The following is a 16,175-nucleotide window of genomic DNA, read 5'->3' on the forward strand; positions in this document are numbered from 1 at the left end:
TATCACCTTCTATAAATAGTCAAATTAACAGTTCCAAATATTCCTTAAAAATTACCCATTAAAGCTTTCAGTCAACTGAGGCACCACTTGTTTCTTACGTGAAACAGCACCTGGAAGGAATGCGTGGTTGTTTTCAAGTTTGAAGTTAAAAGCTGTTTCCACCTTGTCCATGTTTGATCCAAGAGCCAAAATTTCTGAGTTTGAGTTGACGATGTCTGTAATCATCAAGACAAAGTCTGAGTAGCCGTTTGCTGCATTAGCCGCTTGCATTGCATCTTCAATTTCTGCTTGGCGTTCCAAGACTTCAGCAATATCAACTGTATTGACTTGGGCAACACGAACCTTATTTCCGTTGAGTTCAAAAGTCTTAGCATCGATATCAATCAATTCTTCAGCAGATTTACTAGCCAAGTTTGTGCCAGCTTTCAGCATAGCAAGACCGTACTCTTCTAAGTTGACACCAGCCAATTCAGCCAATTCAGGCGCAATCACTTTATCAGATGGGTGAGTTGTTGGTGATTTCAAAAGAAGAGTATCTGAAATCAAACCTGAAAGCATCAAACCTGCGATTTCTTTAGGAACAGCTACACCATGCTCTTTGAACATGCGGTAAACGATAGAAGACGCTGATCCAACTGGTTCCAAGCGCATGTAAAGTGGGCTGGCAGTTTCAAAATTAGCCACACGGTGGTGATCCACAACTCCGTAAACTTCTACTTCAACAATATCTGACACTGATTGTTGGAATTCATTGTGGTCAGTCAAGATGACTTGCTCTGCACCTTCTGCTTTAGCAGATGTGATAACGCGTGGTGCTTCTACACCAAAATAGTTCAAAACGAAGGCTGTTTCTTCATTAGGAGTTCCAAGTGCTACTGCTTCTGTGTCCAATCCATAAGCTTCTTTTGCAAGGTAAGCAAAGGCTACAGATGACCCGATGGCATCTGAGTCTGGATTTTGGTGACCAAATACTAGAATCTTAGACATGATAATACCTCTTTAAATTTATTCATCTTATTGTAGCACTTTTTTCCTCTTTTGACAAAAGTAAGAGGAGCCAAAAGACTCCTCCTTAGACATCAATATGGTTGACTAGATTTTTCTCTTGATTTTCAGATAAAAATCGTTCTTTCTGAGGACGTTTCTTTCGTTTGAGGAGAGCCTCGGCAGACATGGCTTCTTCCTTACTGGCAAAACCCTCTACATAGATGAGTTTGACTGGCAAGCGAGCTCGGGTATACTTGGCTCCCTTACCACTATTATGAACGGCAAGGCGCCTCTTCACATCCGTTGTATAGCCCGTATAGTAAGAACCGTCGCGACACTCCACCACATACATATAGGCCTTATGATCCATAGTAAATCTCTTGAATTTCTGGTGTATAAGAACCATCATCATTGTGAACGATGAGTGGTGGCAAGACCTTAAAGCCACTGGTCGATCCATCCTTGATAGCTTCGATTAAGAGCATATTAGCCTCCTTCTCACGTTTAGGATAGACAAATTGCAGGCGCTTGGGTGCCAAATTATGGCGTTGAAGCATGTCTAAGATATCCAAGAGCCGATCTGGACGATGAACCATGGCCAAACGGCCATTAGACTTGAGAATACTCTGAGCACTACGGCAAATTTCTTTTAGGTTAGTCGTAATTTCGTGTCTGGCCAGAAGGTAATGTTCACTCTCGTTCAGATTAGAATGCGGATCCACCTTAAAATAAGGCGGATTGCACAAAATCATATCCACCTTACTTCCCTGAATGTGGGCAGGCATATTTTTCAAATCATCACAGATGACCTGCATCTGCTCTTCCAAGCCATTCAACTGAACCGAACGCTCTGCCATATCCGCCAAGCGCTCCTGAATCTCTACAGATATTATCCGCGCCTGAGTACGTGAACTAGCAAAAAGTCCCACTGCACCATTTCCAGCACAAAAGTCCACAATTAAACCCCGTTTAGGGAAGCGAGGAAAGCGTGATAAAAGAACACTATCCACCGAATAGCTAAACACCTCTCTATTTTGGATGATTTTGATATCTGTCGAAAAGAGCTGATTGATTCGCTCTCCTGGTTTTAATAATTGTTCTTCTTTCATACTTTTATTATAACAAATGATGTTAATATTACAAATGGTTTAGATAATCGTATTTATGGCTTCTTCTTTAAATGCTCTAATGCCTCACGCGTCCAAACAGGCATCATTCGTCCAAGTGGTGCAAAACCGTGCTTGATCCGATCATTTGAAAAACGTCTCCGTCTTGGCAATTGATGTTTTTCCTCTTCCAAGGTACGGATAGAAAGACTGGCCTTCCCAGTGTATTCGTCAAAATCCACCACCTGAACTTGAACTTCATCGCCAATTTTTAAAATGTCATAGATATTTTCAATAAATCCCGTCCGAATCTCCGAGATGTGAATCAGCCCTGTCACCCCTGTCTCTAACTCGACAAAGGCACCATAGGGCTGAATTCCTGTAATACGCCCGTTTAGCTTATCACCAATTTTCATTCTAGTCCTCAATTTCAATCGTTTCAATTACTACATCTTCAACTGGCTTGTCCATTGCACCTGTCTCAACAGCTGCAATGGCATCCAAGACCGCAAAAGATTCAGCATCTAGCAACTGCCCGAAAACAGTATGACGACGGTCAAGGTGAGGAGTTCCACCTTGTTCTGCATAAATCTCAGCTATTGGTTCTGGCCAGCCACCACGCGCAATCTCTTTCTTAGAGTATGGCAAATGTTGGTTTTGCACGATAAAGAACTGGCTACCATTGGTATTTGGACCAGCATTGGCCATAGAAAGGGCACCACGGATATTGTAGAGTTCTTCTGAAAATTCATCTTCAAAAGAGTCGCCGTAGATTGACTCACCACCCATACCAGTACCAGTTGGGTCTCCACCTTGGATCATAAAGTCCTTGATAATTCGGTGGAAAATCACACCATCATAGTAACCGTCTTTTGACAGAGCAACAAAGTTTGCTACTGTTTTGGGAGCCTGTTCAGGGAAGAGCTTGATACGCAAGTCTCCGTGATTTGTTTTAATGGTCGCAAGAGGACCTTCTACTGTTTCAATGTCTACTTGTGGGAAATGCAATTCTTTTTCTACCATACCAAATCCTTCTAAGGCATCAAAAATGCCATCTTCTTCTACTGTTTTTGTAATATAATCTGCTTTTTCTTTGATTTTATCATGGGAAACACCCATAGCAATACTGATTCCAGCATAATCAAAGAGTTCCAAGTCATTGAGACCATCCCCAAAGACCATGACATTCTCTGGTTTCAAGCCTATATGTTCTACCACCTTGGCTACACCAGTTGCTTTGGATCCTGAAATCGGCACGATATCAGATGAATGTTCATGCCAACGCACCATGCGAAGTTTATCCGATAAAGACTCTGGTAGGTGCAAATCAGCCCCTTTATCCTCAAAGGTCCACATCTGGTATATATCCGTTTTTTCATGGAAGTTAGGATCCACATCCAAGTTTGGATAAATCGGATCAATAGCCTCACTGATCAGTTCTGTTCGCGCGGAGAGTTTGGCGTCATGACTACCAACCAGGCCGTACTCAATTCCCTCTTCCTTCGTCCAAGAGATATACTCCTCAACATCTGACTTGTCAATCTGATGTTGATAAATGACCTTACCTTTTTTATCTTCTATATAGGCCCCATTTAGGGTTACAAAAAAGTCCGGTTTGAGCTCACGAATCTCTGGAACAACACCAAAAATACCACGCCCAGAGGCGATTCCTGTTAAAATTCCTTTTTCACGCAATTGTTTAAAGACAGTGGGAATTGTAGCTGGAATAAAACCTGTCTTTGACGTACGCAAGGTATCATCAATATCAAAAAAGACGATTTTAATCTTCTTTGCCTTGTATTTTAATTTCGCATCCATCTCTCTACCTCTTTTCCATCACTCCTTCCATTATACCATAAAGCTGTTGAAATTCCTTTTTTGGAAAAAGATGAAAATCCTATCAAAAAGAGAGCCAGTATAACCAGCCCTCTCTTTTCATTCTAGAACATCTCTAGAGCAATCATGGTAATCATCGTTGCATCATAGTAGCTCTCTATAGGTAAATCTTGTGTAAAAATGTATTTATTTTGCTGAAGAAGTTTCAGATAGCCTTCTCCCTTGTCAGACGCATAGGTAATCGGTGCCAAGAAGCTACCTGCCTGGTATTGATTGAGGGCCGTTCCATTCAAGTCATATCCCGCATAAATACGCTGCTCTTTCATAAAGAAATCCATCATCTTTTGAACGAGTTTTTGGCTTCTTTCATCCTGGCTCTGAGACAAGTGATAAGGCAAACGGCAAGCGTTATAAGAATACGCTCCATCATATTGAGATTCGATAGTATTAGCATCAACAAGACGTGCCCCAGACTTCTCAGCCCAGATAAAGTCTGGTAAGAGGCCCGTTTCAGAATGAGAACTGATTTGCTCCAATTGCCCAAGCATCTTATCCTTAACATCTAACCACTGTTTGTTTCCAGTCAGGTCATAAAAAGATTGGAAATAGTGGGGAAGAGTATCAGACGTCCGCATCAAGTAATAATAATCGGAATCCTTGTTTGCCCAGTTCCCTACTGTCAGGACACCAGTTTCCTCGTTGTAATTGTACTTAAGGATATCATCCAAGATTTTTTTAGCTTGCTCTTGGTATTCCTGCGCCTTATCTGGCCACTGCTTGGCAGCTTCAATCAAAGAATAAGCGATGTAGAGATCACCATCGGTTGCGTTTTGCTTCTCAACCGATTCGCTACCATTTGTGATTACTTGCTTCCAAGACATCAACTGCGTTCCCTCGATACGATGATTTTGGTAATAGCGATAAAGGTTATCAAAATCTGCTTGTGTTGCTTGCCCTTTTTGGGCTGCTAAAACCGTTATGAGCATGCCGTAACTTTGGGCCTCTGATAAAACTGTTGTTTCCTCAGAATCATTCGTCGTACGAACATAAGACTGATCGCCTTTTGTAACAAGAAACTGCTGGCTCCATTGGCTGTAAATTCGATTCCGCATCTCGATTTTAGTCCTTCCTCTTACTAAAAACAAGGCTAAACAAAAGATAGAAAGGATGAGCACAAACCAGACATATTTTAATTTATTCGTTTTCATAGAACCTCCTATCCTGCAAATCGCTTGGTTTTAACCCACTTGGTTTCTTTTCGTCGGAGTACCTTGTCCAGAACGATTGAAGAAATGGAATCAATGGAAACAACGATAAACATCTGTGCATAAGTGAAATAGGCAGCCAAAGCCAACCAGATTTGCTTTGTAGTAGCTTGTCCAAATTGACTTGCCAATGCTGTCATAATTTGCATCAAATAAAGACCAATCATGAGAATCCAGTTAAAGAGCATGAGCTGGGCGATGTAGATATTGTCCGCATCAAAAGCAAATGGAACCCTGACATCTGGGAAGAAAAGATTAAGGCAGATCGCTAGCACATTCGCTAGGAAAATCAAATCCGATAGGACAATGGCAAAGTTAAACCAAAAGAAAACACAAGAATAGTTAAAGACTTCTAGTTTAACGCGCCAGTTTGCTCTGCCAAATAGATGCTTAAAGTTTGAGAGAACAACTTCATAATTTCCTTTTGCCCAGCGTTTTCGTTGCATATAGTAACTCTTTAAAGTCTCAGGTTCTTGTTGGAAAGCCTCTGAGTTATAAGCAAGGGCGATCAATTTACCACTCTGCATGATTTTGAAGGAAATATCGGTATCCTCGGTTAAGGCACCATTTTTCCAACCACCGATACTCTTTACAAAGTCGGTTTGAATGATAAAGTTGGTTCCTGGGATACGCCCAATTTTAAAGAGATGCCACATCCCAACGTGGTGCACGCGCTGAGTAACAACGATTTCCTGGTTGATACAACGAGTCAAGAAATTTTGATTGGCATTTCGAGTCTTGTTGCGGCCGAAAGATGCCACATGACGTTCTGGATCCTTCATCACTTCTTTGACAAGGAAATAAAGGGCATTTTTTTCAGGCATGGCATCCGCATCATAAACACAGATGTATTCACCTGTTGCCATCTCCAAAGCATCATTTAGAACGCCCGCTTTTCCTCCCGTACCAGTACGGTCGATAATGGTTAGATTTCTTCCTGCATATTCAGGCATGGCTTGTACAGACAAACATTCTGCATAGATGTTATCCGAACAGTTATCCGCAAATAAGAGCAACTCCACACGGTCGTGAGGATAGTTCATATCCAAGATAGCTTTTGCCGTTTGGGCAATAACCACATCCTCATTATGGGCAGGAACAACAATGGTGACCTTCGGATAATAAGGTAGCGGCGAAGTGTCTACACGAAAATCACTGTGTTTAAACCAAAAGTGTACTGCCGAAAAGAGAATTACCAAGCCCCAAGCTAGAGAAATCCAAATTGTAAGCAAGGTAAAAATCATTAACATTTGACTAATCATGATTCACCGCCTTAAAATTTTTGTTCACTCGATGGTAAAGAATATTGTATGCAATAAATAGTATGATAAAACAAATGCCAAAGGCGAGACTGAGTCCCAAAGCAATACCAAAAAATAGTTCGGTTAAAGTCATGTTTCCCTCCTAATATTCTACAATTACATCTGTCTCTAGTTGACGTTTGAGATGACTGGCAACATCTGCGTAGTCTTGGTATTTATCTTTATTATCAGAGTTAATCACCAAATAGCCTGTTTGGAACTGAATTCCTTGATTGCCATCTTCTCCATGAAAAACTAAACTGCTTAGTTTCTCCTGCAAACCATTCAAATAAAGTTCCTTCAAAGAATATTGGTTAGTACTCGATAGAACGAGAAAATTACCATCCGAAACGTAATAGAGCTTATCGTTGTAACTCAATTCCTGAGCAATTACCTCTTGAATACGACTGAGCATCTGGTTATGTTCTTTTGGTTTAATCTGGAAGAACAAATCTTCATGTGCCCAATGAATCAATAAAGATTGAACCGTAACATCACTTTGTTCAGTGACCATAGCTTGGTAATCTGCTCGAGCTTCGTCCTCCTGTTCTTGGACCTTTGAGGCCACCTTGAAGAAATAATAACGAACCTTAAGTAGAATCCCAATCAAAAGTGGAAAACTGATCAATAAGAAGATCAGTTGAATGATTGGGATATAAACCACACCCGCAACCAAAACGATAAGTCCAAAGCCAAATGCTAAGATAAGGGTCCAAGTAAGCAAAAGGTCAGATAATACCAACACTGCAAACAAGGCTAAAGCTAAAAACAAGATTTGTTCTAAAATGATTGCTCGAGCATACAAAAAACAAAGCACCAAAAGAATGACCTCACAGGCAAGCAAAGCCATAAGCCAGTTTTTAAATTGACTCCAATTTTTCATTTTATCTTATTTCCCCCCCTTGAATTCAGATACCGAAGTCGCTGCCCCAAAGTACTGTTGAATGGATTGTACGATTCGTTCAGAGGCTCTTCCATCTCCATAAGGATTTGGTGCCTGAGACATTTGTCTATAAAGAGTTTCATCTGTTAAGAGTGCTGCCATCGCTTCTTTCACACATACTGGATCCGTACCAACTAGCTTCAACGTACCTGCTCTTACTCCTTCTGGACGTTCCGTCGTGTCACGAAGGACAAGGACAGGTTTGCCGAGAGAAGGCGCCTCTTCCTGAACACCTCCAGAGTCAGTCATGATAAAATAGCTTCTTGAAGCCAAATTATGAAAATCAAGTACATCTAAAGGCTCAATCAAGTGAATACGATCGTGACCAGCTAAGATATCGTTTGCTGCTTCTTGCACAGCAGGGCTAAGGTGAACAGGATAAACAACTTCAATTTCCTGATGAAGATCGACCATCTCACGTAAAGCTGTAAAGACATTTCTCATTGGATGACCTTGATTCTCACGACGATGCATGGTTACCAATACAAGTTTCTTATCTGGATCCAATTGATCTAGAACTTCATGATAGTAATCCGATTGAACGGTTAGTTTCAATGCATCAATGGCTGTATTCCCCGTAATGACAATAGCAGACTCAGGGTGATTTTCCTTGAGGAGATTTTCTTTACTCTCACTAGTTGGAGCAAAATAAAGATCCGCTAGGTTATCAGTCATCTGACGATTCATTTCTTCTGGAAAAGGAGAATACTTATCAAAGGTCCTTAGACCAGCTTCAACGTGGCCGATACGTACCTGATTATAGAAAGCAACTAAACTTGCTGCAAAAGTTGTCGTTGTATCTCCATGAACAAGAATCATATCTGGAAGTTCTTGCTTAACAACTGGATCAAACTTTTCTAAAATTTTTCCAGTAATATCTAAGAGGGATTGATTTTTCCCCATAATATCCAGGTCATAATGTGGCTCGATGCTAAAAGTTTCAAGAACTTGATCTAGCATTTGACGATGCTGAGCTGTCACAACTGTGATTGTCTCAATGCTGTCACTATGTTTTTGCAATTCTAACACTAAAGGGGCCATTTTAATAGCTTCTGGTCGTGTTCCAAAAACAACCATCACTTTCAGTTTCTTCATTATGCTATCCTTCTACTATAACAAAATTTGACATATCAGATTAATCTTTATATCGAATTATTGCGCAAATCAATTAATTTGATTATCTTAATTATTTTACCGTCAATTAATTTATATGTCAAATTTTTTCCAAATTATATTATTGCATTTAATTTAATTTTAACAATTTGTAACCTTTTTGTAACAATATTATTTACAACCTTTAAAAAGCCTTATTTTAGGAAATTTTAAGACTTTTTCAAAAGAATCCGTATTTTAAAAAACTAAACCTTATATGTTTTTTTCGATATTTATTTTTATCTTGATATTTCAAACAATTATATTTTGTCACTTTGAGAAATAAATTAAACAATTTCAAACAAAAAAATCCCTTTTTCGAATGAAAAAGGGACTGTGATTGTTTACTATATTTAAAATTTAAATCTTATAAAATCTGTCTTAAAACAAATTTTTCGACAGATACAAGACCAATTCTCCGATATCTTCACAAACCGCATTCATGGCCGGTTGATGGTTCTGATACCAAACACCCGTCCCATCTGGAATATAGCCTCGTTTGATGTACAATCTCTGGGCAGGTCCATACCCTGAATGGAGCCCAACACCAAGGGTCACCTTATCTGATATGAGCCTAACTCGTTTTTCTGCTTCTTCCAGCAAGAGATTTCCAATACCTTGATTTTGAAAGGGCTCAAAGACATTGAAATCTGAAAGTTCTGGAGCCATTCCAGCAAAGGGACCCTGCTTAGCATCGGGTAAAATCGTAATGTAACCCGCTACAGCACCCTCAACCTCTGCAACTAAGACTTCTCTCTCCCCACTTTCTTGCTCCTTAAAGTATCGAGTTAAAATCTCCTCTCTACTTGGCCAACCTTGGCTGATAAATCCTCGAGATAGATCTTGTATGTCAGATTCTTGCATTTTTCTAATTGAACATATCGTCTTCATAAGTTGCTCCTTTATAGCTTTCTCCTACCATTATAGCACGATAATAAAGATTAAAAGAAAAACCTAGTAAGATAAAAGAATCTTACTAGGTCAACAGGGAATCCTTTCTAACAAAGTCCCATAAAAATCTGAAAAAGAGGTCCACCCAGACCGAACTCGCCTTCTCATTTCCATGCTCGTGAAAAAAAGACCCGTAAGGGTCTTAATTCGCTTTCTTATTTCCGAGCTCATGAAAAAGAGGTCCACTGGACCTCAACTCGCTCTCTCATTTCCATGCTCGTGAAAAAAAGACCCGTAAGGGTCTTTTCTTTAATCTTCGTTTACGAAAGGCATCAAAGCCATTACGCGAGCGCGTTTGATAGCTGTTGTTACTTTACGTTGGTTTTTAGCTGAAGTTCCTGTTACACGACGAGGAAGGATTTTCCCACGTTCTGAAACGAAACGGCTAAGAAGCTCAGTATCTTTGTAATCAACATATTCAATTTTGTTTGCTGCGATGTAATCAACTTTTTTACGGCGTTTGAATCCGCCACGACGTTGTTGAGCCATGTTTTTTCTCCTTTATAGTATTAATTGTCCATTAGAATGGTAAATCATCATCTGAAATGTCCAATGGATTGGTTGCTCCAAATGGATTTTCAGAACGTGAAAAGTCTGGTACTGGGTTTGCAGGTGCTGATTGGCCAGCAGTTGGTGCAGAATAAGCTCCACCTGAATGTCCTTCGCGCACTCCACGGCTTTCCAACATTTGGAAATTCTCAGCCACGACTTCTGTTACGTAGACACGTTGTCCTTGCTGGTTATCGTAACTACGAGTCTGGATACGGCCTGTGATCCCGATAAGAGAGCCTTTTTTAGCCCAGTTAGCAAGATTTTCAGCCTGTTGGCGCCACATAACGACATTGATAAAATCAGCCTCACGTTCGCCATTTTGACTCTTAAATGTACGGTTTACTGCAAGAGTAAAAGTCGCAACTGCTACATTTGATGGGGTATAACGCAACTCAGCGTCACGTGTCATACGCCCTACAAGTACAACATTGTTAATCATAATTTACCTTCTTACGCGTCAAGTTTGACGATCATGTGACGAAGAATGTCAGCGTTGATTTTTGAAAGACGGTCAAACTCTTTAAGAGCTGCGTCGTCGTTTGCTTCAACGTTAACGATGTGGTAAAGTCCTTCACGGAAATCTTGGATTTCGTATGCAAGACGACGTTTTTCCCATGATTTTGATTCAACAACAGTTGCACCGTTGTCAGTCAAGATAGAGTCAAAACGTGCTACCAAAGCGTTTTTCGCTTCTTCTTCAATGTTTGGACGAATGATATAAAGAATTTCGTATTTAGCCATTGATATGTTCCTCCTTTTGGTCTAATGACCCCTAGTCTTTGCAAGGGGTAAGTGAGGTTTGCTCACAATAAACTATTATACTAGAAAAACTGATAGATAGCAAGATAAAAGTGAAAAAAGAAGATGAAATTATCTTCTTTTTACTAGTTTATGGTTTGATACGGTGCAACATACGTGGGAATGGAATAGCTTCACGGATGTGTTTTGTACCTGCTGCGAAAGTGACCATACGTTCAATACCGATACCAAATCCACCATGTGGTACTGTACCATATTTACGAAGGTCAAGGTAAAATTCATACTCTGTACGATCCATTCCAAGTTCTTCCATTTTAGCAACAAGAGCATCGTAGTCTTCCTCACGCATAGAACCACCGATGATTTCTCCATATCCTTCTGGTGCGAGCAAATCTGCACAAAGCACGCGCTCTGGATTTCCAGGAACTGGTTTCATGTAGAAGGCCTTGATGGCTGCTGGGTAGTTCATAACAAATGTTGGCACACCAAAGTGGTTTGAAATCCATGTTTCGTGTGGTGAACCAAAGTCATCGCCATGCTCAAGATGCTCGTAGTCAGCATCTTCATCATTTTCATGCTCTTGCAAAAGGTCAATGGCTTGATCGTAAGTGATGCGTTTGAATGGCTCTGCAATGTAGCGTTTCAAGAGCTCTGTATCACGTTCCAAGGTTTCCAAGGCTTGAGGTGCACGGTCAAGAACACCTTGAAGAAGGGCTTTTACGTAAGCTTCTTGCAAGTCAAGTGACTCATCATGTGTCAAGTAAGAGTACTCCGCATCCATCATCCAGAACTCAGTCAAGTGACGGCGTGTTTTTGATTTTTCAGCACGGAATACTGGACCAAAGTCAAAGACACGACCAAGAGCCATAGCCCCTGCTTCTAGGTAAAGCTGACCTGATTGACTCAAGTAGGCTGGTGTTCCAAAGTAGTCTGTTTCAAAGAGTTCTGTTGAATCTTCAGCCGCGTTTCCTGAAAGAATTGGGCTATCAAATTTCATGAAGCCGTTCTTGTCGAAAAACTCATAAGTTGTATAGATGATAGCGTTACGGATTTGCATCACCGCTACTTGCTTGCGAGAGCGGAGCCACAAGTGACGGTTGTCCATCAAGAAGTCTGTTCCGTGTTCTTTTGGTGTGATTGGGTAATCTTGAGATTCACCGATCACTTCGATGTCTGTGATATCGAGCTCATAGCCAAACTTAGAACGTTCGTCTTCTTTGACAATTCCTGTCACATAAACAGAAGTTTCTTGGCTCAATCGTTTGATGACATCAAACTTCTCAAGTCCCACTTCCTCACCGAACTTTTCAATAAAGTTTGGTTTAAAGGCAACTCCTTGGAAGAAGGCTGTCCCATCACGCAATTGCAAGAAGGCAATTTTCCCTTTTCCAGATTTGTTGGCAACCCAGGCTCCGATGGTCACTTCTTGACCAACGTAGTCTTTTACATCGATAATTGTTACACGTTTTGTCATAATCTATCTTCCTTTTTTCGTTTAACTTGTCCGAAGACATCATTACCCACTATTTTACCATAAATGGACTGTGATAGCTAGGTTCTACTAGAGAAAAATCGCGAGATTTTCGTTACAAAAAATCTTCGCTAAAAAGGCGAAGATTCTAAGTTTTATTTTTCCATAAACTGGTGCAAACGACGAATAGCTTCTTTTAATGTGTCCAAGTCTGTGGCATAGCTGAGACGAACATTTTCTGGTGCTCCAAATCCAGCTCCTGTAATCAAGGCAAGGCCGACTTCTTCGAGAATAGCCGTTGTAAACTCTGTCACATCGGTATAACCCTTCATTTCCATCGCTTTTTTAACATTTGGGAAAAGATAGAAGGCACCTTGGGGCTTGACAACTTCAAATCCTGGGACTTGGCACAAGAGAGGATAAATGGTATTCAACCGTTCCTCAAATGCTTGACGCATGGTTTCAACAGAGTCTTGCGGTCCAGTTAGGGCTTCAATGGTAGCATATTGTGATACAGCAGTCAGGTTGGAGGTCGTTTGTCCTGTTAGTTTGCTCATGGCAGCAATAATTTCAGGATTTCCCACAGCATAACCTACCCGCCAACCAGTCATGGCATAGGCCTTAGATACACCGTTAATCACGATGGTTTGCTTGCGAATGGCTTCTGACAGACTAGAAATTGGAACAAATTCGTTCCCGTTATAAACCAAACGACCATAAATATCATCTGCTAAGATAAGGACATCATGCGCAACAGCCCAATTTCCGATAGCCAAGAGTTCCTCACGAGAGTAAATCATACCGGTCGGATTCGATGGTGAATTGAGAACTAAGATCTTGGTCTTATCTGTTCGCGCTGCTTCTAGCTGCTCTACTGTTACTTTAAAGTGATTGTCTTCCTTTGCCTGGACAAAGACTGGCACTCCTTCTGCCATTTTGACCTGGTCTCCATAGCTGACCCAGTATGGTGTAGGGATAATGACTTCATCACCTGGATTGACCACAGCCATAAAGAAGGTGTAGAGAGAGAACTTAGCACCAGTGGCAAAGGTAACCTCGTTGGCTGCAACAGAATACCCATAATAGCGTTCAAAATAGGTATTAACCGCCGCTTTTAACTCTGGTAGGCCTGAAGCAACTGTATAAAAGGAAGCTCGTCCATCTCGAATCGCTTCTACCGCTGCATCCTGAATGTTTTCAGGAGTATGAAAATCAGGCTGTCCCAAGGTTAAGAAAAGAACATCCTTTCCCTGAGCTTTTAATGCTTTGGCTCTTGCATCACTAGCTAGAGTGATGCTTTCTTCCATTTCTAGTACACGTTTGGATAGTTTCATATGCCCTCCTTATTGGATCACTGCTCCTGTTTCAAAGTCAACCAGATAGTACTGTTTTCCTGACTTAACTTCCCAAATCGGCTTGTCCTGATAGCGACCAAAAGTAATCTTGTCAATGTCGCTAGCTCCTTTTTCCCTCGAAATCGTCGCTGCCTTGTCTTGAGAAATCCCTTTATCAAGCTGATAAACATAAATCTTGTGGTCATTCTTTTCAATCAGTACGGCAATGGCCTCTTGCTTTTTATTATGTCCTAAAACGCTGTAATAACCTTCTAGTCCATTATAAAAATCAACCTGATCTGCCTTTTCCAATTCTGCATACTGCTTGGCTAGTTTTTCTCCCTCAACTCTAGCATCTTGATAGGGTTTCATGCTGAGTGATATCAGATAAAGGAAGGAAGTGGTCATGACTAGTACTACCAGAGCAATGCCGATTCCATACTGTAAAAGTAGCTTGTTTTTTGCTTTTTTCTGTCTTAGTTTCACTCGTCTATTTTACCATCTCTCCTTCTTTATTACAAGTGAAGACGGGAACATTCTAAGATTCTTTTCCTATAAAATATAAGTTCTTGTTTTTCTCTCTCATTATTGATAAAATAGCCTTATGAAACAATATTTGAAAGAGAAAATTTCCGATAATCAACTAGACTTAAAAACGGCTATCGTCCTCAATAAAGCCATACGAACTTTTAAACCATATGAAGCCAAGGCTGCTAAAGAACACGGGCTAACACCCACCCAATTTTCAGTTTTGGAAACCCTCTATAGCAAGGGGGAACTACGCATTCAGGATTTGATTGAAAAAATGTTGGCCACTTCTGGAAACATGACTGTTGTCATTCGAAATATGGTTCGAGATGGATGGATTTCTAGAACTTGCGACCCCAAGGATCGTCGCTCCTTTTTCCTGAAATTAACACCTGCAGGACGCAGAAAAATCGAGGAGGTTCTTCCTGACCATATCGATTCGATTGTAGAAGCACTCAGCATCTTGGAAGATGGCGAAAAGGAAGACTTAATCCAGATTTTAAAAAAATTTAAAAATTTGTGAGCAAAATTATTGCTAATTAGTATCATTTGTTGTAACATGGATGGTAACAAAAGAGTTCGCTCTTTGAATTTTAAACTAAAGGAGACACATCATGTCTAAAAAAGTATTATTTATCGTCGGTTCACTACGCCAAGGTTCTTTCAACCACCAAATGGCCCTCGAAGCTGAAAAAGCACTTGCTGGAAAAGCAGAAGTTAGCTATCTTGATTACTCAGCTGTTCCTCTCTTCAGCCAAGATTTGGAAGTTCCAACTCATCCAGCTGTAGCTGCTGCTCGTGAAGCAGTCCTTGCTGCGGATGCTATCTGGATCTTCTCTCCAGTCTACAACTTCTCTATCCCTGGAACAGTGAAAAACTTGCTTGACTGGCTCTCTCGCGCCATTGACTTGTCTGATACACGTGGTGCTTCTGCCCTCCAAGACAAGTTTGTTACTGTCTCATCTGTAGCCAATGCTGGTCACGATCAACTCTTTGCTATTTACAAAGACCTCTTGCCATTTATCCGTACACAAGTCGTTGGTGATTTTACAGCTGCTCGTGTCAATGACTCTGCTTGGGCAGACGGAAAATTGGTGTTAGAAGAAGCAACTGCTTCATCACTTGCAAAACAAGCGGACGACCTTCTTGTAGCCATCAACTAATCTAGCAAAAACCAGCTCGAATGAGCTGGTTTTATGCTTGTTTCACAAAGACGAGTTCTAAATCACTTGATAAATCAGGTCGGTAGTCAAAGCCGGCAAAGCGGAGCTTGCGAGCTTGTTCGACTGTATGGACTTGCCCCTCTATCAAGGCGGTTAAAAAGGCACCACGGGCTTTTTTTGAAATGGTTGAGTGGATTTTCAGCTGGCCTGCCTTGTCCTCCATAAATTTGAAGGTCACTATCTTTTCTCTAATTTCCTTCGAAAATACGGTTTCAAACTCTGATGATAGGAGTGAGAATATCAAATCCTCATCCTCTAGTGCCTCATCGTAGGCTGACTTCCAATGACTCTTTAAAGTCTTCCCAGCAACTTTTAACTTCATCAAGAAGTCCAAACGGTGAGGAGCCATGGGCGACAAGGCGGGGACAACACCGTATAAAGCCGAGGTAATTAGGACATGATTTTCAAGATAGGTTTGTTCAGCCTTGGTTAACTCATCTCGTTTGATGTGACGATACATGAGACCATCGAAAAGTTTCAAGGCTGGATAATGTTTAGCCCTGTGATCTTTTAAAGCTTGAATATGAGCGTACTCTTCTTCTGCTTTCTCGGCAGATACCTTATAAAAAGTCTCTAATTCACTGGCTGAGTAGTGCGCCAGTGAGTCAAGGACTACCTGACTTTCTTCCCTCAAGGGGAGCGCTTCGATACAAGGATGGTCTGTGTTCATTTCTTTTGCTGTTGGGATTAAAATTTTCATATTGTTAGTGTAGCATATTTTTCAACCACGACCAAGAATTTCATCTTAAAAACCTCGGTTCACACCG

General features: G+C 40.8%; 19 protein-coding genes. 2 read left to right on the forward strand and 17 right to left on the reverse strand.

What is annotated here, in order from left to right:
- Positions 1 to 51 precede the first annotated feature (51 nt).
- The 16 genes from EL140_RS06615 to EL140_RS06690 all read right to left on the reverse strand — a co-directional run bounded on the left by EL140_RS06615 (position 52) and on the right by EL140_RS06690 (position 14,143).
- Positions 52 to 987: a manganese-dependent inorganic pyrophosphatase gene (locus EL140_RS06615; protein ID WP_000036057.1), complete on the reverse strand. Its 936-nt coding sequence runs from the start codon at positions 985 to 987 to the stop codon at positions 52 to 54.
- Between the two features lie 85 nt (positions 988 to 1,072).
- Positions 1,073 to 1,357, reverse strand: coding sequence for a GIY-YIG nuclease family protein (locus EL140_RS06620; protein WP_000349631.1), 285 nt, complete (start codon positions 1,355 to 1,357; stop codon positions 1,073 to 1,075).
- On the reverse strand, positions 1,347 to 2,096 hold the full coding sequence (locus tag EL140_RS06625) for a tRNA1(Val) (adenine(37)-N6)-methyltransferase (RefSeq protein ID WP_000657018.1): 750 nt from the start codon (positions 2,094 to 2,096) through the stop codon (positions 1,347 to 1,349). Before EL140_RS06625 ends, EL140_RS06620 begins: the two co-directional genes overlap by 11 nt.
- A 53-nt stretch (positions 2,097 to 2,149) precedes the next feature.
- Positions 2,150 to 2,509 (reverse strand): S1 RNA-binding domain-containing protein, encoded by a 360-nt coding sequence (locus tag EL140_RS06630; RefSeq protein ID WP_000689615.1) that lies wholly within the window; start codon positions 2,507 to 2,509, stop codon positions 2,150 to 2,152.
- A 1-nt stretch (position 2,510) separates the two neighbouring features.
- Complete coding sequence (locus EL140_RS06635) at positions 2,511 to 3,911, reverse strand: bifunctional Cof-type HAD-IIB family hydrolase/peptidylprolyl isomerase (RefSeq protein WP_000338986.1); 1,401 nt, start codon at positions 3,909 to 3,911, stop codon at positions 2,511 to 2,513.
- Between the two features lie 122 nt (positions 3,912 to 4,033).
- Positions 4,034 to 5,137 (reverse strand): family 8 glycosyl hydrolase, encoded by a 1,104-nt coding sequence (locus tag EL140_RS06640; RefSeq protein WP_000856184.1) that lies wholly within the window; start codon positions 5,135 to 5,137, stop codon positions 4,034 to 4,036.
- 8 nt (positions 5,138 to 5,145) lie between these two features.
- Positions 5,146 to 6,456: a glycosyltransferase family 2 protein gene (locus EL140_RS06645; protein ID WP_000625486.1), complete on the reverse strand. Its 1,311-nt coding sequence runs from the start codon at positions 6,454 to 6,456 to the stop codon at positions 5,146 to 5,148.
- Positions 6,457 to 6,598: 142 nt separating this feature from the next.
- Positions 6,599 to 7,378: a hypothetical protein gene (locus EL140_RS06650; protein WP_000800619.1), complete on the reverse strand. Its 780-nt coding sequence runs from the start codon at positions 7,376 to 7,378 to the stop codon at positions 6,599 to 6,601.
- Positions 7,379 to 7,384: 6 nt separating this feature from the next.
- The gene (gene wecB / locus EL140_RS06655; protein ID WP_000734440.1) at positions 7,385 to 8,533 is read right to left on the reverse strand and encodes a non-hydrolyzing UDP-N-acetylglucosamine 2-epimerase; all 1,149 of its coding nucleotides are present in this window, start codon (positions 8,531 to 8,533) and stop codon (positions 7,385 to 7,387) included.
- 438 nt (positions 8,534 to 8,971) lie between these two features.
- Positions 8,972 to 9,481, reverse strand: coding sequence for a GNAT family N-acetyltransferase (locus EL140_RS06660; protein ID WP_002875475.1), 510 nt, complete (start codon positions 9,479 to 9,481; stop codon positions 8,972 to 8,974).
- A gap of 309 nt (positions 9,482 to 9,790) precedes the next feature.
- On the reverse strand, positions 9,791 to 10,030 hold the full coding sequence (gene rpsR / locus EL140_RS06665; protein ID WP_000068664.1) for a 30S ribosomal protein S18: 240 nt from the start codon (positions 10,028 to 10,030) through the stop codon (positions 9,791 to 9,793).
- A 31-nt stretch (positions 10,031 to 10,061) separates the two neighbouring features.
- The gene (gene ssbA, locus EL140_RS06670) at positions 10,062 to 10,532 is read right to left on the reverse strand and encodes a single-stranded DNA-binding protein SsbA (protein WP_000609595.1); all 471 of its coding nucleotides are present in this window, start codon (positions 10,530 to 10,532) and stop codon (positions 10,062 to 10,064) included.
- An 11-nt stretch (positions 10,533 to 10,543) separates the two neighbouring features.
- Complete coding sequence (rpsF, locus tag EL140_RS06675; protein WP_001151782.1) at positions 10,544 to 10,834, reverse strand: 30S ribosomal protein S6; 291 nt, start codon at positions 10,832 to 10,834, stop codon at positions 10,544 to 10,546.
- Positions 10,835 to 10,982: 148 nt separating this feature from the next.
- The gene (asnS, locus tag EL140_RS06680; protein WP_000167133.1) at positions 10,983 to 12,326 is read right to left on the reverse strand and encodes an asparagine--tRNA ligase; all 1,344 of its coding nucleotides are present in this window, start codon (positions 12,324 to 12,326) and stop codon (positions 10,983 to 10,985) included.
- A 152-nt stretch (positions 12,327 to 12,478) separates the two neighbouring features.
- On the reverse strand, positions 12,479 to 13,657 hold the full coding sequence (locus EL140_RS06685; RefSeq protein WP_000777434.1) for a pyridoxal phosphate-dependent aminotransferase: 1,179 nt from the start codon (positions 13,655 to 13,657) through the stop codon (positions 12,479 to 12,481).
- Between the two features lie 9 nt (positions 13,658 to 13,666).
- The gene (locus EL140_RS06690) at positions 13,667 to 14,143 is read right to left on the reverse strand and encodes a cell wall elongation regulator TseB-like domain-containing protein (protein WP_000776857.1); all 477 of its coding nucleotides are present in this window, start codon (positions 14,141 to 14,143) and stop codon (positions 13,667 to 13,669) included.
- Between the two features lie 118 nt (positions 14,144 to 14,261).
- On the opposite strand from EL140_RS06690, the gene EL140_RS06695 reads away from it, so the two are divergent.
- Positions 14,262 to 14,708 carry a MarR family winged helix-turn-helix transcriptional regulator gene (locus tag EL140_RS06695; protein WP_000816316.1) on the forward strand — a complete coding sequence of 149 codons (447 nt, stop codon included), beginning with the start codon at positions 14,262 to 14,264 and terminating at the stop codon, positions 14,706 to 14,708.
- A 91-nt stretch (positions 14,709 to 14,799) separates the two neighbouring features.
- Positions 14,800 to 15,348 (forward strand): NADPH-dependent FMN reductase, encoded by a 549-nt coding sequence (locus EL140_RS06700; RefSeq protein ID WP_000039627.1) that lies wholly within the window; start codon positions 14,800 to 14,802, stop codon positions 15,346 to 15,348.
- 31 nt (positions 15,349 to 15,379) lie between these two features.
- On the opposite strand, the gene yaaA is transcribed toward EL140_RS06700, so the two are convergent.
- Positions 15,380 to 16,108 (reverse strand): peroxide stress protein YaaA, encoded by a 729-nt coding sequence (yaaA, locus tag EL140_RS06705; protein ID WP_002874754.1) that lies wholly within the window; start codon positions 16,106 to 16,108, stop codon positions 15,380 to 15,382.
- Positions 16,109 to 16,175: the final 67 nt, after the last annotated feature.

This window comes from Streptococcus oralis ATCC 35037, assembly GCF_900637025.1.
GTDB lineage: Bacteria > Bacillota > Bacilli > Lactobacillales > Streptococcaceae > Streptococcus > Streptococcus oralis.

Bases quoted from the DNA above. Each gene is read 5' to 3' on its own strand.
- EL140_RS06695 (WP_000816316.1), top strand. From the start codon at position 14,262: ATGAAACAATATTTGAAAGAGAAAATTTCCGATAATCAACTAGACTTA.
- rpsF (WP_001151782.1), bottom strand. From the start codon at position 10,834: ATGGCTAAATACGAAATTCTTTATATCATTCGTCCAAACATTGAAGAA.
- EL140_RS06630 (WP_000689615.1), bottom strand. From the start codon at position 2,509: ATGAAAATTGGTGATAAGCTAAACGGGCGTATTACAGGAATTCAGCCC.
- EL140_RS06650 (WP_000800619.1), bottom strand. From the start codon at position 7,378: ATGAAAAATTGGAGTCAATTTAAAAACTGGCTTATGGCTTTGCTTGCC.
- asnS (WP_000167133.1), bottom strand. From the start codon at position 12,326: ATGACAAAACGTGTAACAATTATCGATGTAAAAGACTACGTTGGTCAA.
- rpsR (WP_000068664.1), bottom strand. From the start codon at position 10,030: ATGGCTCAACAACGTCGTGGCGGATTCAAACGCCGTAAAAAAGTTGAT.
- EL140_RS06625 (WP_000657018.1), bottom strand. From the start codon at position 2,096: ATGAAAGAAGAACAATTATTAAAACCAGGAGAGCGAATCAATCAGCTC.
- EL140_RS06620 (WP_000349631.1), bottom strand. From the start codon at position 1,357: ATGGATCATAAGGCCTATATGTATGTGGTGGAGTGTCGCGACGGTTCT.
- wecB (WP_000734440.1), bottom strand. From the start codon at position 8,533: ATGAAGAAACTGAAAGTGATGGTTGTTTTTGGAACACGACCAGAAGCT.
- yaaA (WP_002874754.1), bottom strand. From the start codon at position 16,108: ATGAAAATTTTAATCCCAACAGCAAAAGAAATGAACACAGACCATCCT.
- EL140_RS06635 (WP_000338986.1), bottom strand. From the start codon at position 3,911: ATGGATGCGAAATTAAAATACAAGGCAAAGAAGATTAAAATCGTCTTT.
- ssbA (WP_000609595.1), bottom strand. From the start codon at position 10,532: ATGATTAACAATGTTGTACTTGTAGGGCGTATGACACGTGACGCTGAG.
- EL140_RS06660 (WP_002875475.1), bottom strand. From the start codon at position 9,481: ATGAAGACGATATGTTCAATTAGAAAAATGCAAGAATCTGACATACAA.
- EL140_RS06685 (WP_000777434.1), bottom strand. From the start codon at position 13,657: ATGAAACTATCCAAACGTGTACTAGAAATGGAAGAAAGCATCACTCTA.
- EL140_RS06615 (WP_000036057.1), bottom strand. From the start codon at position 987: ATGTCTAAGATTCTAGTATTTGGTCACCAAAATCCAGACTCAGATGCC.
- EL140_RS06700 (WP_000039627.1), top strand. From the start codon at position 14,800: ATGTCTAAAAAAGTATTATTTATCGTCGGTTCACTACGCCAAGGTTCT.
- EL140_RS06640 (WP_000856184.1), bottom strand. From the start codon at position 5,137: ATGAAAACGAATAAATTAAAATATGTCTGGTTTGTGCTCATCCTTTCT.
- EL140_RS06645 (WP_000625486.1), bottom strand. From the start codon at position 6,456: ATGATTAGTCAAATGTTAATGATTTTTACCTTGCTTACAATTTGGATT.